Below are 18,690 nucleotides of genomic sequence, written 5' to 3'. Positions count from 1 at the left end.
GCCAAAGTAACAGAAAACGTTACTCATGAAGAATCAACTCTGTGAACCGGGCTTCGATCCCGCTGACGTCGACACCACGCACTTGCATCAATCACTCGGCGCGGTCCCCGTGGACGATGACCAAGTTTTTTTCAGCGTCTTTGCACCGACGAAACAGCGGATTGATGTCCAGTGTTTGATCGGCGAGGAGTCCAGTGACCGACCATGGCATCGTTTGAAACGCCGAGCCAGCGGGTTTCACACTGGCGTGATCTCTGGTTTGGGCGATCGGCTGCCAGGATCACCGATTCGATACTTCTACTCCGTCGATTCAGGTCCGCCTCGGCCGGACCCCGCGTCGCGGTTTCAACCGGAGGGGGTTCATGGACCGAGCGAGGTGGTCGACACGGCGTTTTCGTGGACCGATGACGAATGGCAGGGAGTTTCGCGAGAGGATCTCGTGATCTACGAATTGCACATCGGTGCCTTTACCGAGTCAGGCACGTTCGTATCCGCCATCGATCGACTCGACGAACTGGTGGAACTGGGGATCACAGCCATCGAACTGATGCCAGTGGCGGCCAGTGCGGGACGTTGGAACTGGGGCTACGACGGGGTCGCGTTCTTTGCACCTTCGGCGGCTTACGGGACACCGGATGATTTCCGAAGGCTGGTCGACGCTGCCCATCAACGCGGCTTGGCGGTCCTATTGGACGTGGTCTACAACCATTTGGGTCCGGAAGGCAACTACTTAGGCGATTTCGGTCCCTATCTGTCCGACAAGCACCAGACGCCATGGGGCGCGGCACCGAATTTCGATGCGGAACACAGTGAGACGATCCGTCGTTTCTTTGTCGCCAACGCGATCGCTTGGTTGGCCGAGTACCACCTGGACGGTTTGCGTGTCGACGCGATTCACTGCATGGCCGATGACAGCGATACTCACATTGTTTCCCAGTTGAGCGATGCCGTCGCGATGTGGTCCACACAGTCTGGGCGATCGGCGATGTTGATCGCCGAATCCAATGTGTACGATCCCGAAATGTTAACACCAAGACAATCGGGCGGACTTGGGTTCGATGCCCAGTGGTGTGACGATTTTCTGCACAGTGTGTTTGCAGTGCTTCGGCCAGGCGAACAATTGTCCAACCGAGTTTATCGGCCGCATCACGATCTCAGTCAGGCGTTGCGTGTCGGATATGTCTACGAAGGTACCTTGAGGCGGGAACGTTGGCGTCCGAACGTTGAACGTCGAGTTGAAACCGCCGGACTGATCTACTCGATTCAGAACCATGACTTCATCGGCAATCACCCGCTGGGGCAACGACTGCATCAGTTGACCAGTGATGCGGCGCACCGCGCGGCCGCTGCATTGCTGATTCTGTCTCCTGCGATCCCGATGCTGTTCATGGGCGAAGAATTCGCGTGTGACCATCCGTTTTGTTTCTTCGTCGATTTCAGCGACGAAAACATGCGTCAGGCGGTCGTCGACGGGCGTCGTAAAGAGTATCCACAGCATGATTGGTCGGCAGGAATCTTGCCGATCGACCCGAATGCATTTCAGTCGGCCAAGATCGGCTCCGCGTCGGCGGGTAACCCGGTCACGCGAGATTGGTATCGGACGTTGATCGGCATTCGAAAGGCCTGGCGTGCCAGCGGGTTGCTCCACGACGACCACTTGACCGTCTCGGTGGACGAGTCGCGAGGCCTGTACGCGATGCATTATGAAAGGGACGGTGAACGCGGCAGCGTGGTCACACGACTGAACTCACAAACGGACGCAGGCCCCGTCTCAATGGATGGGGAGATCCCCGGTGATGCGATCGTTCTGGGGCATTCAGTTCAACCAGATGGAAACTCGGGGCCACAAGATGGGCTGAGGGATTTGCACTCCAATCACGCGGCGATCTTTCACCACAAGATCTGACTGTAGCTGAGGCGAATGCGAGGGAGGGGGCCGGTCTACGTAAGTGAGCGTTTGGGATTGGCAAAACGTTTTCCGGGGAACGCTATCGATTTGGAAAATCGAGCGACGATTGTCGTTCGACTTTCCAAGTCGAAAACGAACACCACCATACGCTTTGATTTGCGACGCACACCGTCACCTCCCCCAAGAAACTGAGACTGCTGATCTAGTCCTGTTGCGTTGTGTCTGTGAGCCGACGGCGCTAGCCACGGGCCTCGAAGGGTTTCGTCAACACCATTAGGCCCGCTAGCCCATATTCATAACCCGACGCGTAAGCGAGAGATACTCGGTAAATCCCTCGCTTACGCGTCGGGTTATAAAAAACAATCGGTATTTCCCAACGATGTCACAACTCATTGTCAAGAATCTGTTTGCGCTAAAATCAATTATCCGCATAAATAATCCGGGCTAGCGGGCCGTTGATTTAATCGAAATTGGGAACGCAAGGGTGAGCCGTGGGAGGCTATTGAGTTGTCATCGCGTCCAGCTCAGGGAGCTTCAGTCGTACGCTCAAGATATAGGGCTGCTTGTCCTGGTCCCAATGGCCGTAGGTCGTCGTGACGATCGTATCGTCGGGTAACACTTCGACGCCAGGATACGCGGTATCGTAGCCCTTTTGATTGTCCTTCAATCGCACAAAATATTGCCCGTCATCTCCGTTGACCAAGTCACCCCACGCCCCAACCCAGCCCACCCAGTCTCCTTCAAAGAGTCGTTGTTTGCTGCTTTGCTTTGGCGACACACAACGAAAGCTGACGAACAGCCTGCCATCCTCCGTGTATTTGCCCGTGTGACGATCTCCCGTCAATGTCAGCGGTAATTCCCGAGGCTGCGACCACGATACTGCTTCATCATCTGAAAAGATGACATGTGAATTCTTACGCCTCGAGTTTTCACGCAACAGCACGGCGAGTCGTTTTCCATCGGGCGAGCGGATGCATCCGGGCTCACACAAATGGACTTCGGAGGATTGGAAAATTGATTCCGGATCCGACCACGTCAAACCGCCATCTTTGGAGAAGGTTTGGTACAAGGTAAAAACGCCAGTGGCTTTCCCTTTTTTGGTAAAGAATCGACCATCGTCATGAAACATTGCCAGGTAATGACCTGGACCGGTTTTCAATGGTTCCACAAAACCCATCACAACGATCCCGCCCCAATCACCGACTTGCTGCAGCGGCCCCCACGTTTCGCCGTTGTCCTCTGAAACCGCCAACCGCGCGGGATACAGTCCTGACCACATGATGATGCGTTTGGTTCCTTGAGGATCAACGACACGGTGCAACGTGGGAACTTCTTTGGACGTCATCCAGTTTTCCGGTGTCGGCAAGCGATCGCTCCAAGTCACCCCACCGTCGTCGCTGCGTTTGAAAACGATTCCTCCGCGACCGTGTCCCTTGGGGTAGACACACAGAATCGTCTTCCCATCCTCCAGTAAACACGTCGTTGGATGGCCCAGGTACTGTCCCTCCTCTCGATCAACGATGACTTGACGTTTCGTATCGCTATCCAAATCGATCGTTGCGATCGGCAGCGAGTCCGCCGGCTTTCGTGCCGTGATGTATCCCAACGAAACCAAAAAAGAGTCCAATTCACGAATGGTTCGTTCATAGCTTGAGTTGTTTCCACGACCATGATTAAAGAAACCGTGTCCTTCGCCATCGAACCCGACCAGCTCGCATCGATTGCCCGCAGCAACCATCGCGTCACGGAATGCTTCCGCGGTCCAATACGGAACCGTATCGTCGGCGCGACCATGAAAGAGAATCGTCGGCGGGGCGTCTTTACCGACATGATGAACCGGAGAGAGCGATTCAGGCGACGTCCCCATTCGCTCTGCCAGTTCATCCAGTTTGGCTCGGTCCAAAGGCAAGCGTTCATCGATCGAAGCCAACACGACGGCGGGATTGAACAATGCCATCGCATTGGGCCGGCTGCTGACGTCATTGTTTTCACCCGATTCATCGAACTCAGCGATCACGCCCGTGCATGCGGCAACATGACCGCCAGCGGATCCACCGCCGGCCGCGACACGATTGGTATCGACGCCAAGCCGTTCAGCGTTCTGTCGCACCCAACGGATCGCCGACTTGCCGTCAGCAACGCAGCTCACCGCTTTGGTGCCTTGCCGGCTCAAGACGCGGTAGTCAGCCGTGATCGCCACCATTCCGCGAGCGGCCAAGTATCGGCAGTGTTCGCTAAATTGTGCCGGCGTACCGCTTTTCCAGCCGCCACCAAAAAAGAACACGATCGCGGAACGCCGATCCCCTGGGTTGTGGTTGGGCGGATAGAACACGTACGCTTCAAGCGAGACCGCTTTGCCATCAGCATCCTCGGTCGTTTTGTACACTTCGATTTCCGCCCCGGCATCACGCATTCGCTTTTCCGTCTGGGCGTCTTGTGAAGTCGCGGTGGTCGCAAAGACGGCCAGCGAAGCAGCGAAAATACAACAAAGAAAGGCGGAACGAAATGTCATTGGATTTGGCGATTTTCGCGAGAAGTCGGCGGGCGATAGGCGAGCTGGTTTCAGCTAAAGTATATCCAGCACCGCACCCGTAATGGGATTCGCCAGAATTCCCCTCCCCAACCAACCCCTCGACATCCCCGTACCGTTCAATGCCGCTCCTACGCATCACCGCCGCGATCCTGATCGCATTCATGCCCCTCGTCCCGAATGCTTGGTCGGATGATCCCGCCATCAACTTTGCGGCGCCCGAGTTCTGGGAATCCGTTGACGGCGAGCCTGTCGCCGAGAGCTGGGAATTCGATGGTGGCGAGATCCGCTTGATCAAGCCACGGGGCGGAAAAGGAAGTCTGCTCAGCCAGCCACTGCCTGCGAATTTTGAACTGAGCTGGCAGTGGAAGATCGAACCACGAACCAACTCGGGGATCAAGTACCGCGTACGTCGTTTCGGCAAGCAGTTGTTCAGCAACGCTTACTTGGGTGTCGAGTACCAAATCATCGATGACGGACCGACCAGTGTTTCCAAAGGCAGCACGGCGTCGATCTATGACTTGGTCCCGCCTGCACAGGAAAAGAACATCCATCCGGCGGGACAATGGAACGAGTCACGCATCGTCGCTATCGGCCATCGACTGGAGCATTACTTGAACGGCCAACTCGTTGCTTCCGCCGTGACCACTGGTCCGTCGTGGGACAAAACGATCGCGTTGAGCAAGTTCTACGGTTCACAGGATTTCGGTGCGCCGGCCGACGGCGACCGTATCATGTTGACCGACCATGGCGGCAAAGCGGTCTTTCGTGATTTTCAATTCACCGCCAAAACGGTGCCGGACGAAGCGGATGAACCGTCGAAGGGTCCTTTTCTGGCCAATGCGATGCGAAACAGTTGGGCGGACCAGAACTCGATCGTCATCTGGACACGGACGACGGCGCAAAGGGAAATGGTTGCCGATGGCAAAGCCTTCGTTTCATTGTCGTCAAAACAAGCCAGTAAGTTGTCGCGTGATGCCGACGGTGATGCGATCCTCCGCGAACAATTGCCCGATGGTGCAACGCTATCCGAAATGCTGGGTGCTTGCCCCGGTGCTCCCGGTCGCGTTCGTATGACTTATTTCCCAGGAAAGAACCGCAACGACGCAAAGACCACGCTGTGGATCGAAACCAATGTCGAAACAGACTTCACTGCCCAGTGGAAACTCAATGACCTGAAACCGGACACCCAGTACGCCGCGGTCATCGAAGCCCAATCGTTGGACGGCGACGAGACCACCGCAGTCGTTCGAGGTGCGTTTCGCACCGCGCCGAAAGTCGACGCAGAAAAGAACGTCAAGTTCTGCTTCACGACCTGTCACGATTTCATTCGTCGCGACGACGGCATGCTAGGACACAAGATCTATCCCACGATGTCGGCCATGAACCCCGATTTCATCGTTCACGCGGGCGACATCGAGTACTACGACAAGCCCGATCCCTGGGCGATGACGGTTGAGCTGATGCGATTCAAATGGGGACGGATTTTTTCATTGCCCAACAACCGCGATTTCTACAACAAGACGACCAGCTATTTTCTCAAAGACGACCACGACACACTCAAGAACGATTGCTGGGCCGGTCAAAAGTACGGCCCCGTGACGTTCGAGGAAGGTGTCCGAATTTTCAACGAAGAACAATTTCCGACCTTGAGCCCTCGCTACACAACCGTCCGCTGGGGACGTGACTTGCAAGTCTGGTTCTTGGAAGGCCGAGACTACCGCAGTCCAAACAACATGCCCGATGGCCCAGACAAGACCATTCTCGGCAAAGAGCAAAAGGAATGGCTGTTCCGCACGTTGGATGAGTCAACCGCAAAGTTCAAAGTGATTTGCAGCCCCACGCCCGTGGTCGGCCCGGATCGCGACAACAAAAAAGACAACCACGCCAACGAGGTTTTTGCACACGAAGGCGACGAGATCCGATCGCATCTTGCCAAGATCGAGAATGTCATCGTTCTGTGCGGCGACCGACATTGGCAATACGCTTCGCATGATCCGACTGACAATTTGTGGGAATTCGGCTGCGGACCTGGAAGCGAAAAACACGAACTGGGCTGGAAAGAAGGCGACGAGCGACCGGTTCACAAATTCCTTCGCGTCGCCGGCGGGTTTCTCTCCGGAGACTTGCGATATCGCGGAGACGAGAAAGCGCCCACGCTCACCATCCGGCATCACACCGTCACCGGCGAAACGCTCAGCGAGTTTGTGTTCCCCATGGACAAGCCTGAGGCTGATGAAGACAGTTCCTCGGAGTGAAGTATCCGCGTCGCGGGTACGATTGTTACTTCAGTGACGTGTCGTAAACGGAATGTTGCTCACCGATGAGGGAACTTCGATCGCCGGGTTTTGCGATTCGTCGGTCATTCGCCGAACAGCCGATTTGACGAAGATCGCCATCTCGTCAAACGTCAACGTGCCGTCCTGGTCGTAGTCCGACTTGGATGACTGCAGGAACTCAAGAATCGCTTGCGTGAACGCGCCGTTTTCCCAGCGACTGTCCTCCAAACTTTCCTCGTGAGGCAGACAACTGGCGAAGACCACGTGCCCACGGCCGCGCCAGATGCTGGTCCCGCTCTCGGGATTCTTGAACACCTTCGCCGTCGCTTCGAATCCGCCCGCATGGCAGGTGTCGCAAAAGAGAATCAAATTCGTGGGGATCTTTCGCAGGACATTATCCAACTCGGCATCCGAGATGCCTGTGGCGATCAATCGCTCGGGGTCCACGTCGTGGCCGGCAAAATACCAGTCTTCGTTTTGATCGTAGACGGCGTGCCCGGACAAGAACACCATCACCGTATCATTCGCGGTGATCGGCTGATTGGAGAGCCATTGCAGTCCGTTTTCGCGAATGTTCTGGCAGGTTGCTTCCGCATCGCTCAGGATCTTGGACTTGATTTGACCGGGATGACGATGAGGCAGATCCGTCCAAGCCTGTACGAAATCGCTCGCATCCTTGGCACCATAGTCCAACTCAAAGTCGGGATTGGCGTACTTCGTCATCCCAACGGCCAAAATATAGAGCGTGCCCTGTGACGGATCGACCGCGTTCTCGGCTCCGATTTTGCAATCGATGGTTGATTCTGCTTGCGTCTGATTGTTGCAGAAAGCCCTCACCGCGATCTTGCGATCTCCTTTGGCCAGCGCTAACGATTGCTCGTACCAATATTCCTTCTCCCGTCCCGCGTATTGCTCGTTGGTCAATCGAGGACGCCCGGGGACGCCATGTCCGTCGACCTCGAATCGGACGCTGTCCAAGCTGGCCGATTTAGGAACTCTAATACGAGTCACCACACGAATCTTTTCTGTCGGACTGAAATAGTTGGGCGATGGCGAGAGGATATCGATCTGTGGTGGCGTTCGTTGCTCAACTTCCGAATCGGATGCCAACGTCAGTGGCGTCAGCGCGGAAAAACCATCGAGTTCCGCATCCGCTTTCTCGATCGCGATCGTGCTGGACTGTTCGGTGATTGCGTACCGGACGACTTTTGGTTGATAGTATTGGGGCTGAAACTGATCCAGCGGAAAGAACTTTGCCGTTTCGTGTCTTTCACGATTGATGTGCCAGCCGACAAACTTTGCGCCCGCACTGGACGAGTCGTAGTAGCCCTCGGGAGTCCAACTGACCCATTCACCCGACTTTTCCATCAGAATGCTGGTCAACGGCAGGACCAACTGGGGAGCTTCTGACAAGGTCACATTCAACGCGACTTGTCTGCGCTCGTTCATCATCACACCGCGATTGACAACGATGGGAACGCTTTGATTCGGTCGGTACTTTCCTTCCTGTTGTTTGCGAATTCGTTCGTAGAACGATCCGTTATCGAACTTCAGCATCGTGTCTTCGGGCAGGACACCGGCTCGACCGGACGGCCCGTTGCGTGGCACCTCGACTACCCGCGTGCCATCGTTCAAAAAGTCGATGTCCCCCACGGCCCGAGCCGGCTTGAGCGGATACACGCGAATGGTGCCGTCGAGTGAACACGTCGCTAGCGTTTTTTGGTTGGGAGAGACGTCAAAAGAAGTCACGTCCGCGGTGTGCCCAAGAAATTGTTTTCTCACATGAAGCTCGATTTGTCCGTTCCGGAGTTGTTCGATCGTCGCTTCGTACAACAGCCCCGTGTCGGTTCCAAAGATCACCGTCGCTCCACTTTCACAACCCGGGTACTCGACAAATCGCATGCAGCGAACCATTCCAAACTTCGTTCGCGGCACGCGGATTCGATAGTTGTTGATGGCGGCTTCGCGAGCAGGATCGCCCCATGGGATCAAGGACTGAGCAGGGCGGCTTTTTCCAGGAAACGCAATGCGCAAATCCCATCGTCCTGGCCGGATGCTGGCGTTCTCCGTGTTCTTGACGACCTGCAATTCGATGTTGCCCAGCATCGGGTGATAGGTCATCGGTTTGACCGGATGATCCGCCATCTTCGCCGTCGTCGCGGACACCTGATACGATTCCAAAGACAGTTTCTTGTCGGTTCCGGCCCAGCGGTTGAAATGCCATCGTCCCTCGGGATAGTTTTTGTCACTGAACAACAGGTTCCGACCATCTGGCGCCCATCGCACGTTCCAAAGCGTTTGAGTGACCGAGTCGATCGTCTTTGTGACGCTCTTGCCCGTCTCTGGATCCCAGACATGGATCCTGCCAAGTTTGTCGGCGCTGGCCGCTAGGTTTGCCTGCTTGTTCCAGGCGAACGTGGTGACTTCGTAGCTATGGTTGTGCACCACATGCGCGGCCCAATCCCTCTTCCAACTGGCCGCAAAGTAAACCGTTCGCCCTTGATCGATCCCGTTGCCATATCCGACCGCAAAGATCTCATTTGGTTGTTTGGTCGATGAGAGTGCCGGTTTGAAATCAGGAAACCACCATTCTGAAAAGGGCGCGTTGACGTTGTCGTTGAATACGCCAATCTCCTTGATCGCATCGGGGACTTGATTGATGTCGGACACAACACGCTGTTGTGCAACCGAGACCACCAACGGCGATCCAAACTTAAATGCGAGATAGCGTTCGTCCTCGGTGAACTGAAAAAGATCATTGGGCATGGGGAAATTCTCTGGCAAGGCCACAGGAGCCCCGCTCCATGGCACCTTGAAATCGATCGCCCAGTCACCTCGATTGTCTTGACGATAGAAAACGATGAAGCCATCACATCCCCAAGTAGCCATTCGGTTGCCTGATTTGGTGAACGTCACACCGCGAGTGCATCCGGTATGCCCGGCAACCAATTGCTTGATCTCCCCCGGTTGCCGCAGATCGTAGATCCGAGTGGAGCCGAACTCACTGTTATCCGAGACACCCACGATCAAGTGTTGATTGTCGGGTGAAAACGTGATCGAGTCGATGTAGCCGATGTGGAAACCGTCGGGCTCTTGGTAACCACGCAACGTAGCGTGAATCCGTTGCGTGCTCAAATTCCAAACTCGTACCGTTTTGTCAGCCACACCCGCGAGCCAACGTCCGTCATCGCTGATCGCCAGTCGATTGATTCTGCCCGAGAATCCTTGCGCATCGATCACAAGCTGGGGTGTTTTATTGGGGGCCGCTTTGTAGTTCGGGTCCACCCAGTCTTCCGCCAAGGCGTGGGTTGAAAATAACAACAGGCAAAATGTGAGGGCGCAGCGATGATTCATGGCAGTTCGATGGAAGCAGCAAAGTGGTGTGGTGAGCGAGTCAAGTTTAACGTGGTCAGCGAACGAGCATTCAACTCGTCGGCCCAGTGTTCGAGGTCAGCAAGGGTTGGACGTGTGTTCATGGCCGGACCGCGTGGCGTTTCGCGATCGCTGCGCCAATGCAGCACCGCAAGGGTTCCGCCCGGGGCAAGGTGTTCGCTGACTCGGCGCAGCAGCGAGAGAGGGTCATCCAGGTGCAACATGTGGAACAAAATGGCCACTTCGGCACCACGCGATTCGGACGGCCAAGGCTCGGCAAGGAAATCCAACGCATGGAAATGGACCGTGCTGCAACCTTCCGGAATCCTTGCTTTCGTCCGACAGATCATCTCGGGCTCCAACTCAAAACAATCCAACCGCCCGCGAAAGACATCTTTCAATGCCGCGGTGAAGCTACCGTACCCGCAGCCGAATTCGATCGCATGGCGATCCCGTGGCTCGTCGGTCCCCGTCCAGCCAAAGGCATCAACGATTTCGTCCACATCAAAAAGGGTTTCCCAGAACGCTTCCTCCGGCATTCCACTGTCTCGAATCTTCAAAGCGATGTCTCTCGTGGTATTCCTGTTGTCTCCGCCAGTTTCCTGACTCACGTCCAGGAATCATAAACGCAGTGCCTGGGCAATGCTTCCAACTGAAACCATTTTTTTGTCAGGGGACGTGAAGAATCAACTGGCGATGATCGCTGCGCTCTATCGCCGGCTACCGTCTGAGACCCTTTCACCGTCATATGCAGCAACAATTCTTCTCGCGTCCCCGCAATCGAATCGCTGCAGAAATCGATTTCGTTGAGACCAAGATGTCACAAAACCCTTACGATCCGCCACGTGGTGATGACGTTGATGCTGACGAAGAACAAAACCGTCAGGGGACGCCATACTGGATTTTCGCACTGCTTTGGGCAGTCGCAGCACTGACCGCAGCAACCCTTGCCAACGCTCTCTCCGCTGGCAATTACCGCGCACTCGCGATGGTATTCTGGCTGGCCGTTGTCTTTTGCTTCACGCAATTGGCTAAACCGTCGTCTAGATAGCGTTGCCTCTAATGGCATCGCTTTTAGATGGCGGCAGGTAGCAAACCTGCCCCACGTTGGCCGTCTAGGCTCTTGATTTTGTGAGTTGGGCGACGTCGCCGATGAACGCGTCGACTTCGTTTTCCGTGGTTGCCCATGAACACATCAGGCGAGAGTTGCCGATGCTGATGAAATCATAGAACTGCCATCCCCGTCGCCGGAGTTCATCTGCCAATCCGACGCCAAAGTCAACGAAGACCGCGTTGGCTTCCGGCGGTGAAACGATCGAAACACCGGGCAGCTTGCCAAGTCCCTCCGCCAATCGCTTTGCCATCGCGTTGGCGTGCTGGGCATGTTGCAGCCAACCGCCTGATTGCAACACGCCGACCCATGGCGCGGACAGGAACCGCATCTTGGACGCCAGTTGCCCTGCTTGTTTGCATCGATATTTGAATTCCGTAGCAAGCTCGCGGTCAAAGAACACGACGCAGTCACTGACCGCCATTCCCAGCTTGGTGCCGCCCAAACACAGCACGTCCACGCCGCGTTTCCAGGTCATTTCTTTGGGCGGCATGTTCAACGCGGCAATTGCGTTGCAAAAACGCGCGCCGTCCATGTGCAACATCAGTCCCAGGCGTTGCACGGTTTCTTGCACGCGATCCAATGCCGCATCGTCGTATACGGTTCCCATTTCTGTCGACTGGGTGATGCTCAGCACCTTGGGTTTGGGGAAGTGAACGTCGGTCCGCCGGCGAACGATCCGCTGGACTTCTTCACAGTCCACACAACCTTTGTCGCCGTCGACCAGCAACAACTTCGTCCCGTTGGAAAAGAACTCGGGGCCGCCGCACTCGTCCGTTTCCACGTGAGCGATCTTGTGCGCGATGACGCTGTGATAGGACTGGCACAAACTGGCCAGGGCCAGCGAGTTTGCTGCGGTTCCGTTGAACGTAAAGAACACTTCACAATCGACTTCGAACATCTCGCGAATCATCGTGATCGCTTTGCTGGTCCAAGCGTCGTCGCCGTACGGGCTGGTCGGCCCGTCTTGATTGGCAGCCTCCATGGCATCCCAGGCTTCCGGGCATATACCGGCGGTGTTGTCGCTGGCGAATTGGCAACTGGGCACGACGGTGCGAATGGACCGATCTTCGTGCGATTGATTTGCGTTTGTCATGCGGGCAGGGCCGCTTTCATGTTCGTCATGCTTTCGGAGACCAGCGTTTCGACGCCCGGCGAATAATCGAACACTTCCACGCTGACCCAGCCATCGTATTGCGTTTCACGCAATGCCTCAAAGATCGGCTCGAACTTCACCTCGCCCATCCCGGGGCCTCGGAGATTGGGGTCGTTGGCATGAAAGTGCAAGGTGAGATCCGCGTTGTCACGAATGATTTGAGGAATCGGCGTTCCCTCGTCACTCATCGCTTTGACATCCAGATGCAAGCCGACCAACGGACTGTCGATGCGTCGGATCAAGTCTCGTCCGGCGGCTGCCGTGTTGAGGAAGTTGCCTTCGCCACGTCCTAGCGGCTCGACGGCGATCTTGACATCGTGTTTCTCGAGGGCTGGCACGACCAACTGCAAGCACTGTGCCGCCGCATCCATGGCTTGCTCCTCGGTTTGGGACTCGGGAAAGTTTCGTTGCGCCGGCGAGCCAAGCACCATCACGTCGCCGCCCAGGTCACGGCAAAGTTGAGCGAGTTGAGAAAGGTAGTCGGCGGTTCGCCCGCGGACCTCATCGTCCAGTTGCGTGAGATAAAACCCGGTGGTCTTGGCCAACAGCCAATGCAGGCCGATGATTTGCAAGCCGGCCGATTCGACCTGATTTCGGTAATCGGTTCGACTTGACTGGTCAAAGCCACGGATGTCATCGGCCAACATGAACGGGGCGACTTCCCAACCCGTGTAGCCGTGCTGGGCGGCCAAGCCGAGTGCTTTGTCGAGGGGCCAGTCGCCGAAGGTTTCGTTGCAAATCGCGAATTTCACGGTGAGGTTCTTTCCGGTGAGGTTCTTGAAATGGATTCTGGAAGCGACCTGGGTCCGCTTTTTCCCATAGGATGACAAATCGAAAGCGTTTCGGCTAGGATCGGTGGTCTCAGAGTTCTCTCTGTCATCCAGCAACATCGGGGTGAGGAAATTGGATAACGGCTTGGAACCCGCAACGAACCCTACGCAGACGAACGATGCGATTCAGGCATCGCCAGTGCTTTATCGACCTGTGTCCGATCATCCAGCGGCCGATCAATCTGTGCCTGATCAATCTGGTCGCTCGATCTGGATACGAGTGGTGGCGTTGTCGTTGGCGGCGGCACTGATCGTGTTGTTGCTGATTGCAGGCAGTTTATCACCCAGCGCCCAGGGATTGGGGACGCATCAGCAATTGGGGCTGCCACCCTGCAGCAGTCTCGTCATGCTGGGGGTGCGTTGTCCCAGTTGCGGCATGACCACTTCTTGGTCTTACTTCGTCCGCGGCATGTGGTGGCAATCAGCGCGAACCAACAGTGGCGGGTTCTTGCTTGCCCTGGGGGCGATCGCGTTGATCATCTATTGTCTGTCGGTCGCCAGACGTGGCAGAGTGCCGGGGGTGGCCGCACAACGTGGCATCGCGTTGACGTTGTTCGCCATCATGGTGGTCACGTTGACCGATTGGGCCATTCGCTTGGCTCAGTGAATGGCAAAACGCTTGGCCGGGCACGCTATCGACTTGGAAAGTCGAGCGACGATTGTCGTACGACTTTCCAAGTCGAAAACGAACACCACCATCCGCCAAAACTCAAACCATCCGCTTAGTGCCGTGGTGACAGAGGACAAGAAACGGCTCAAAGAAAAACGCCGAAGGCGTCTACCGACATAGCCCAGGGTAAGTTTCCCGCGAGTGTAACGAGTAGGACCACCACCCTGGGTTGAAAACTGGGTTTGCAAAAAAAACGCTCGCTGGAACTGAATTCCGGCGAGCGAATCATCGTCCATCAAGAGCCATTTGATCAATGGCTGTGTTCGAAGGCGGGCTCTTTGCCTTCGTAGGCGCGGTAGAAATCAAAGATGGATTTCTCGAGTGCTTTGGCCGTCTCTGGATCGGCAGACTGCTTGCACTTCATCGCGGCCACCATCACGGCGTGCGACGCCATCAGCTTCTTTCCGTAGTCAGGATCGGTCGACTTGATGCGTTGGGCCATGAAATACGATGCGATCGTCTCTTGGATTTTCGTCGCGTGATCTTCTTTGGTGCTGACCCAGCGGGCCAATTGGTTGGCGGCTTGCGGTGTCATGTCCTTTTCGAACGAAGCGTTGATCTCCAACTGTGCTTTCGAGATCGTGTGTTCGTCTTCCAGCATTTGCTCGAATCGCAATTGATCTCCGTAAATGCCACACGGGACTTGGCAGTGGGCAGACGCGAACGTCGCAAAAGTCATGAGGGCACAGGCGGCAATCAGTGGGCGTACCATGTTGAATCTCCAGGGTTGGAAAGTGGGTGGGTAAGATTACCCAACACGATACCACGAAGGCCAGCGTCTGTGTACGTTCGGCCGCTAACGTTCTCGATATCGTTTGCTTGCAGATTCCAAGACCGCGATTTCTTCGTCCGTCAGTGACTCGCGTCCCTGCTCACTGATCTTCTCCAAAACACGGTCCAGGTCGATTTCCATCCGCTTTGTCTGGGGATCGATCGGTTCGCTGTAAACACGTAGGCCGCCGGTCTCCGGTTGATGAAGTTTGATGGTGGATCGGGCGGGTCGCTTGACACGGCGGTTCTGCCATTTTTCTTCTTTGCCGACCACGGGCAAGCGGTTCCAGTATCGCTCCAACCGCCAATCGTACTTGAAATACAGGAAACCGAATGCCGCCCCGCCCAGGTGTGCCGCATGGGCCACGCCGTCTGGGTTTCCGTCGCCGTTGAGTGCCAGTAGGACCGGATGCAAATCCAACAACAAGTACAACAGAGCGAGCCAGCGAATTTGAATCGGAAACAACAGGTAGACGCGAACGGTTTCGTAGGGATGGTGGATCGCGTACAAGGCGATCAATCCCCAAACGGCACCCGAGGCACCGATCGCGGGTGTCATGTCGCCCGTGTACCAATTGAGTGCGAGAAAGGCGACGCTGGCGCAGACGGCTGCGGTGAAATAGAACAAAGCAAACTCGCGTGAGCCGTACATCTGTTCCAGCCGGGTGCCGAACCAATACAAGAAAATCATGTTGATCAGCAGATGCCAGATCATGTAGCGGTCGTGGCAAAACGCGGAAGTGATCAAACGCCAGACTTGCCCGTGAGCGACTTTGGTCGGATCCAGTTCGCACCACTCTTGAACGACAGAAACTCGGGGCGGGATCAAATCGATCGCCGCGGACTGCATCATCTCATACTGTTCGATTTGCTCCTGCGTCATCGACTCCGTGGGCATCGACTCGAGGATCTGAGGCAAGTTCTCCAGACGCTGAGCAAAATCAGGTGGGCCGAGCGGTCGCGTGATCATGATCTGCAGCACGAAGACGACGACGTTGGCGATCAGCAATCGCTTGCAGACGATCGGCATGTCGGAGAATCCGCTCGATCGATGGCTGCTCGATGACGCCGAACGATAGTAGTCGCGATTCTCAATTCCCACGCTATGTTTCCGCCTGCGGTACACGCTGTCGATCTGAAAGATTGAGCGACGGCCGCTCGACGTCCCAAACCGTCAGTAGGGTACCGTGATGAATCGGTACCCAGCAGTCAGTTTAGCGGAGCGACTGGCTCAGGGTGGCGGACCAGAACGCGGCCCAAGTCAATTTTTTTCGAGCCGAAAGAAGTCACTTCAAAATAGACCAACCCTGACTCTGCACCATTGACCTCAAGCCAGTAGTTGCCCGTGGAAACATTTGTGATCTGAAAGCTTCCGTTGGCAGCGACGGGAATCGAGGTTCGGAAATAGCGATGTCCTTCGTCGCTATCGCGAAAAAACTGCCACCCAGCAAGTTCTCCGGTCGTTCGGCGTAGATCGAGCAAATCAAGCATTTCACGATCGGCCACGGTGAGGTCTCGTCGGTTCATGTCGGGACAGGGCATGATCGAAACCGTCAAGTCGTCAAAGGATTCCAAGCCCACGAGGTTTCCGATGACCGTTCTTTTTTCGCCGCCGAAGTTGACTTGCGCGTCGGCGCCGGAATCCACACGATGCCGAAACTGTGGGAAGTCGAATCCGGAGTCCGCCGTGATCGGCCGCAATGTCGCCCCGTCTTTGTCCTCGATACGTCGATAGACGGTAAAGGTTCCCGGTGGAACATTCTCGAATCTGTAGTTCCCGTTTTCGTCGGAACGTGTCCGCTGAGAGCTGGTGACCAATTCGTTCATGATCGGACGCTGCGATGATTCCTCGTGGGATGTCGTACAGAACAGCAACGCATCGCCGACCGGATTGTTTTCGATGGTGACACGACCGGAGACCGATGACCACCGTTGCAGCGTGAGTGAAACCGGACGCCCCGTCATGGCTTCCTCTCGAATCAACTCAAAAGGTTTGATCACGATGCCTGCGGGGTGAACGACACACAGGACTGCATTGGGATCCGATTCCATCGGCAAGTCAAACTGCCCCGACGCGTCACTGCGCACGTGCTCGGGCACACGCCACTGGTCGCTCAGTCGTGCGCGCGGTGGCCCCTCAATGTGCTTGATCGTCGTGCCTTCGAGTTGAATGGGGCGGTTCGGCAACGCGATCGCCAGGACTGCGTCTGCGGCGGGCTGCCCGTCGGGAGCCAGTATCGCCCCACGCAACCCCAAGTCGCGACGCATGTAAACACGCATCTTGGTGTACGGTCCGCCACGTTCGGTCCATGGCGTCATCACGGGTTGATAACCGTCGGCTTCGACGCGAAATCGCATCATGCGGTATCCCGAAGTTCGCGGCCATTGAAACTTTCCGTCGCGCATTTCGCGAATCTGGTGGGGTTGCCAGAGGGCTTCACGTGACGGCGTTTGGTTCAATCCACCGGGGGCACGTATTTCATTTGCCATCCCTTCACGCGGGTTCGGAGTGCCGGGGATGACTCGAAAGACGTCGATCGGCTCGCCCGTTTCCCAATCGATTGCGGTTCCATTGATCAACCACTTTCGGGCATCGCTCGCGCTGTCTTGCTGGCTTTCCTCTTCGTGCGGAACCGAGTCGGGTTCACCGCTCCAGAGCGTCACCCCGGGCATGGCCGAGACCAGCAGGGCGACGATGAGAAACAGCAGGCGGGGCGACATGGGCGATCTTGGTGGTGGGCAGACGGCGGGGCCTGTAGTCTAGTTCACGTGACCCTGTTTTTTCCACCGCAACTGGCTGAAACACCTCACTGTGGGGTTTTCTCGGGATTCCGACGCTGCCGCTCAAGCCGCTCGCGAGATTTCCGTTTTCCTGGCCAGCCGCTTGGCGATTTTTTCCGGGGGCTGCCGCCAGCGTCGGTGCAGCCACCAGTACTGCTCCACCGCGCCGCTGACCGCGGTGGCCAGTTGGCGATTGTACCATTGCGTCAGCGAGCTGACCGACGCACAGTGGGACTGGGGATCGTTGAACGGGTCCGCCACATCCACCGTTCCCGATTCAAACTGCATCGGGCGGCGGTCGATTCGGATCGTGTATCCGGCGATCATGGGAGCGTTTGTGCTGAGAGAAAACAGCGCCAGGGCTTTGTGGCACGAAGCGGGAACGCCCAGGAAATTCACCCAACATCCTTTCGGACCGCCATGTTGATCGGCCAAGATCGCCAGGGTGCCACAGGACTCCAGGTGCTCTTGCACTTCCGCCGCACAGCCGTCTTTGTCGACCATGTATTGGCCTTTGGCGCTGCGGAATCGCTCGACCCATCGATGCAGAAAGGGATTGTCCAGTCGTCGAGCGATGGTGGTGGATTCGCAACCCATCATGCCGAACATGTACCCGCCGACCTCGAAATTGCCGAAATGCCCCGAAACCATCACCACGGGACGTTTGGTCAACAATACCGCCAACATCTTGCGGTGATTGCGAAACGACATGTGGTCCGTCCAATTGGTCAAGTGCAACCGGCGTTGCGCCCACGCGATTTCGCAGACCATCAGCATCAGGTGGTGCCACATGGCCAATTCCAGTTCGTCTCGCTGTGCCGGTTCCGCATCGGCAAACACCCGGCTAAGGTTTTCGTGTGTCGCTGATCGCCGGATCTTAAAGACTCGTGCGGCCAGCCAAGCGATCCCACGACACATCCGATCGCCCATGTCCAGCGGCAACGTCTGCACGATCGCAACCAGCATTCGCACGAATAGATACGCCGAGTAGTCTTTCGCAAATCGGCTGAATCGCTGCCCTGCGTGGGAGAATCGGTCTGACAGGGGAATGCTCGGCACCGCCGATTCGGGACCAGTCGGACCAGTCGGGGCAGTCGGGGCAGTCGGGGCAGTCGGGGCAGTCGGGGCTGCTTGCGGGGGGCTGGGGGGCCGATTCATCGGCTTGATTTCCATAAATACTCGTATGGCGTCCATGACAACGGGGCGTGCAGCCCGGCTGCAGAGCCTGGATTCTGCCGATTTTGCCGCAACGCTGCCAGACAGATTTGCGGACGGAAATCC

13 protein-coding genes are annotated in these 18,690 nt (G+C 56.3%); 4 read left to right on the top strand and 9 right to left on the bottom strand.

Annotated elements, in window-relative coordinates; all coding sequences use genetic code 11:
• The first annotated feature begins 25 nt into the window (after window positions 1-25).
• Window positions 26-1,906, top strand: coding sequence for a malto-oligosyltrehalose trehalohydrolase (treZ, locus tag Pla52nx_RS10510; RefSeq protein ID WP_146521644.1), 1,881 nt, complete (start codon window positions 26-28; stop codon window positions 1,904-1,906).
• A gap of 502 nt (window positions 1,907-2,408) precedes the next feature.
• Here treZ and Pla52nx_RS10505 read toward each other — a convergent pair.
• Window positions 2,409-4,421 (bottom strand): alpha/beta hydrolase fold domain-containing protein, encoded by a 2,013-nt coding sequence (locus tag Pla52nx_RS10505; protein WP_197454827.1) that lies wholly within the window; start codon window positions 4,419-4,421, stop codon window positions 2,409-2,411.
• Between the two features lie 140 nt (window positions 4,422-4,561).
• Here Pla52nx_RS10505 and Pla52nx_RS10500 point away from each other — a divergent pair, with 140 nt between their 5' ends.
• A complete protein-coding gene (locus Pla52nx_RS10500; RefSeq protein WP_146521643.1) occupies window positions 4,562-6,697 on the top strand; it encodes a family 16 glycoside hydrolase in 2,136 nt (711 codons plus the stop codon).
• A gap of 30 nt (window positions 6,698-6,727) precedes the next feature.
• Here Pla52nx_RS10500 and Pla52nx_RS10495 read toward each other — a convergent pair whose 3' ends face one another.
• Together Pla52nx_RS10495 and Pla52nx_RS10490 are read right to left on the bottom strand one after the other, a co-directional pair.
• A complete protein-coding gene (locus tag Pla52nx_RS10495; RefSeq protein WP_342190380.1) occupies window positions 6,728-10,039 on the bottom strand; it encodes a caspase family protein in 3,312 nt (1,103 codons plus the stop codon).
• A gap of 29 nt (window positions 10,040-10,068) precedes the next feature.
• On the bottom strand, window positions 10,069-10,650 hold the full coding sequence (locus Pla52nx_RS10490; RefSeq protein WP_146521641.1) for a methyltransferase domain-containing protein: 582 nt from the start codon (window positions 10,648-10,650) through the stop codon (window positions 10,069-10,071).
• 257 nt (window positions 10,651-10,907) lie between these two features.
• Between Pla52nx_RS10490 and Pla52nx_RS10485 the strand changes: the two genes are divergently transcribed.
• A complete protein-coding gene (locus Pla52nx_RS10485) occupies window positions 10,908-11,141 on the top strand; it encodes a hypothetical protein (RefSeq protein WP_146521640.1) in 234 nt (77 codons plus the stop codon).
• A 64-nt stretch (window positions 11,142-11,205) separates the two neighbouring features.
• On the opposite strand, the gene Pla52nx_RS10480 is transcribed toward Pla52nx_RS10485, so the two are convergent.
• Both Pla52nx_RS10480 and Pla52nx_RS10475 read right to left on the bottom strand, forming a co-directional pair.
• The gene (locus Pla52nx_RS10480) at window positions 11,206-12,297 is read right to left on the bottom strand and encodes a threonine aldolase family protein (RefSeq protein WP_146521639.1); all 1,092 of its coding nucleotides are present in this window, start codon (window positions 12,295-12,297) and stop codon (window positions 11,206-11,208) included.
• Complete coding sequence (locus tag Pla52nx_RS10475; RefSeq protein ID WP_231742178.1) at window positions 12,294-13,109, bottom strand: sugar phosphate isomerase/epimerase family protein; 816 nt, start codon at window positions 13,107-13,109, stop codon at window positions 12,294-12,296. The genes Pla52nx_RS10480 and Pla52nx_RS10475 overlap by 4 nt, the downstream gene beginning before the upstream one ends.
• A gap of 262 nt (window positions 13,110-13,371) precedes the next feature.
• On the opposite strand from Pla52nx_RS10475, the gene Pla52nx_RS10470 reads away from it, so the two are divergent.
• Window positions 13,372-13,794 carry a DUF2752 domain-containing protein gene (locus tag Pla52nx_RS10470; protein ID WP_231742177.1) on the top strand — a complete coding sequence of 141 codons (423 nt, stop codon included), beginning with the start codon at window positions 13,372-13,374 and terminating at the stop codon, window positions 13,792-13,794.
• A 313-nt stretch (window positions 13,795-14,107) separates the two neighbouring features.
• Here Pla52nx_RS10470 and Pla52nx_RS10465 read toward each other — a convergent pair whose 3' ends face one another.
• The 4 genes from Pla52nx_RS10465 to Pla52nx_RS10450 form a co-directional block, all read right to left on the bottom strand.
• The gene (locus Pla52nx_RS10465; protein WP_146521637.1) at window positions 14,108-14,569 is read right to left on the bottom strand and encodes a superoxide dismutase [Ni]; all 462 of its coding nucleotides are present in this window, start codon (window positions 14,567-14,569) and stop codon (window positions 14,108-14,110) included.
• A gap of 84 nt (window positions 14,570-14,653) precedes the next feature.
• The gene (locus Pla52nx_RS10460) at window positions 14,654-15,730 is read right to left on the bottom strand and encodes a rhomboid family protein (RefSeq protein WP_146521636.1); all 1,077 of its coding nucleotides are present in this window, start codon (window positions 15,728-15,730) and stop codon (window positions 14,654-14,656) included.
• 107 nt (window positions 15,731-15,837) lie between these two features.
• The gene (locus Pla52nx_RS10455) at window positions 15,838-17,349 is read right to left on the bottom strand and encodes a carboxypeptidase-like regulatory domain-containing protein (RefSeq protein ID WP_146521635.1); all 1,512 of its coding nucleotides are present in this window, start codon (window positions 17,347-17,349) and stop codon (window positions 15,838-15,840) included.
• A 123-nt stretch (window positions 17,350-17,472) separates the two neighbouring features.
• Window positions 17,473-18,468: a lysophospholipid acyltransferase family protein gene (locus Pla52nx_RS10450; protein WP_231742176.1), complete on the bottom strand. Its 996-nt coding sequence runs from the start codon at window positions 18,466-18,468 to the stop codon at window positions 17,473-17,475.
• Window positions 18,469-18,690 lie beyond the last annotated feature (222 nt).

The organism is Stieleria varia, from assembly GCF_038443385.1.
In the GTDB taxonomy this organism is placed as follows: Bacteria; Planctomycetota; Planctomycetia; order Pirellulales; family Pirellulaceae; genus Stieleria; species Stieleria varia.
The sequence above is the reverse complement of the archived record's forward strand: the minus strand, read 5'-3'. Positions and strand labels throughout refer to the sequence as shown.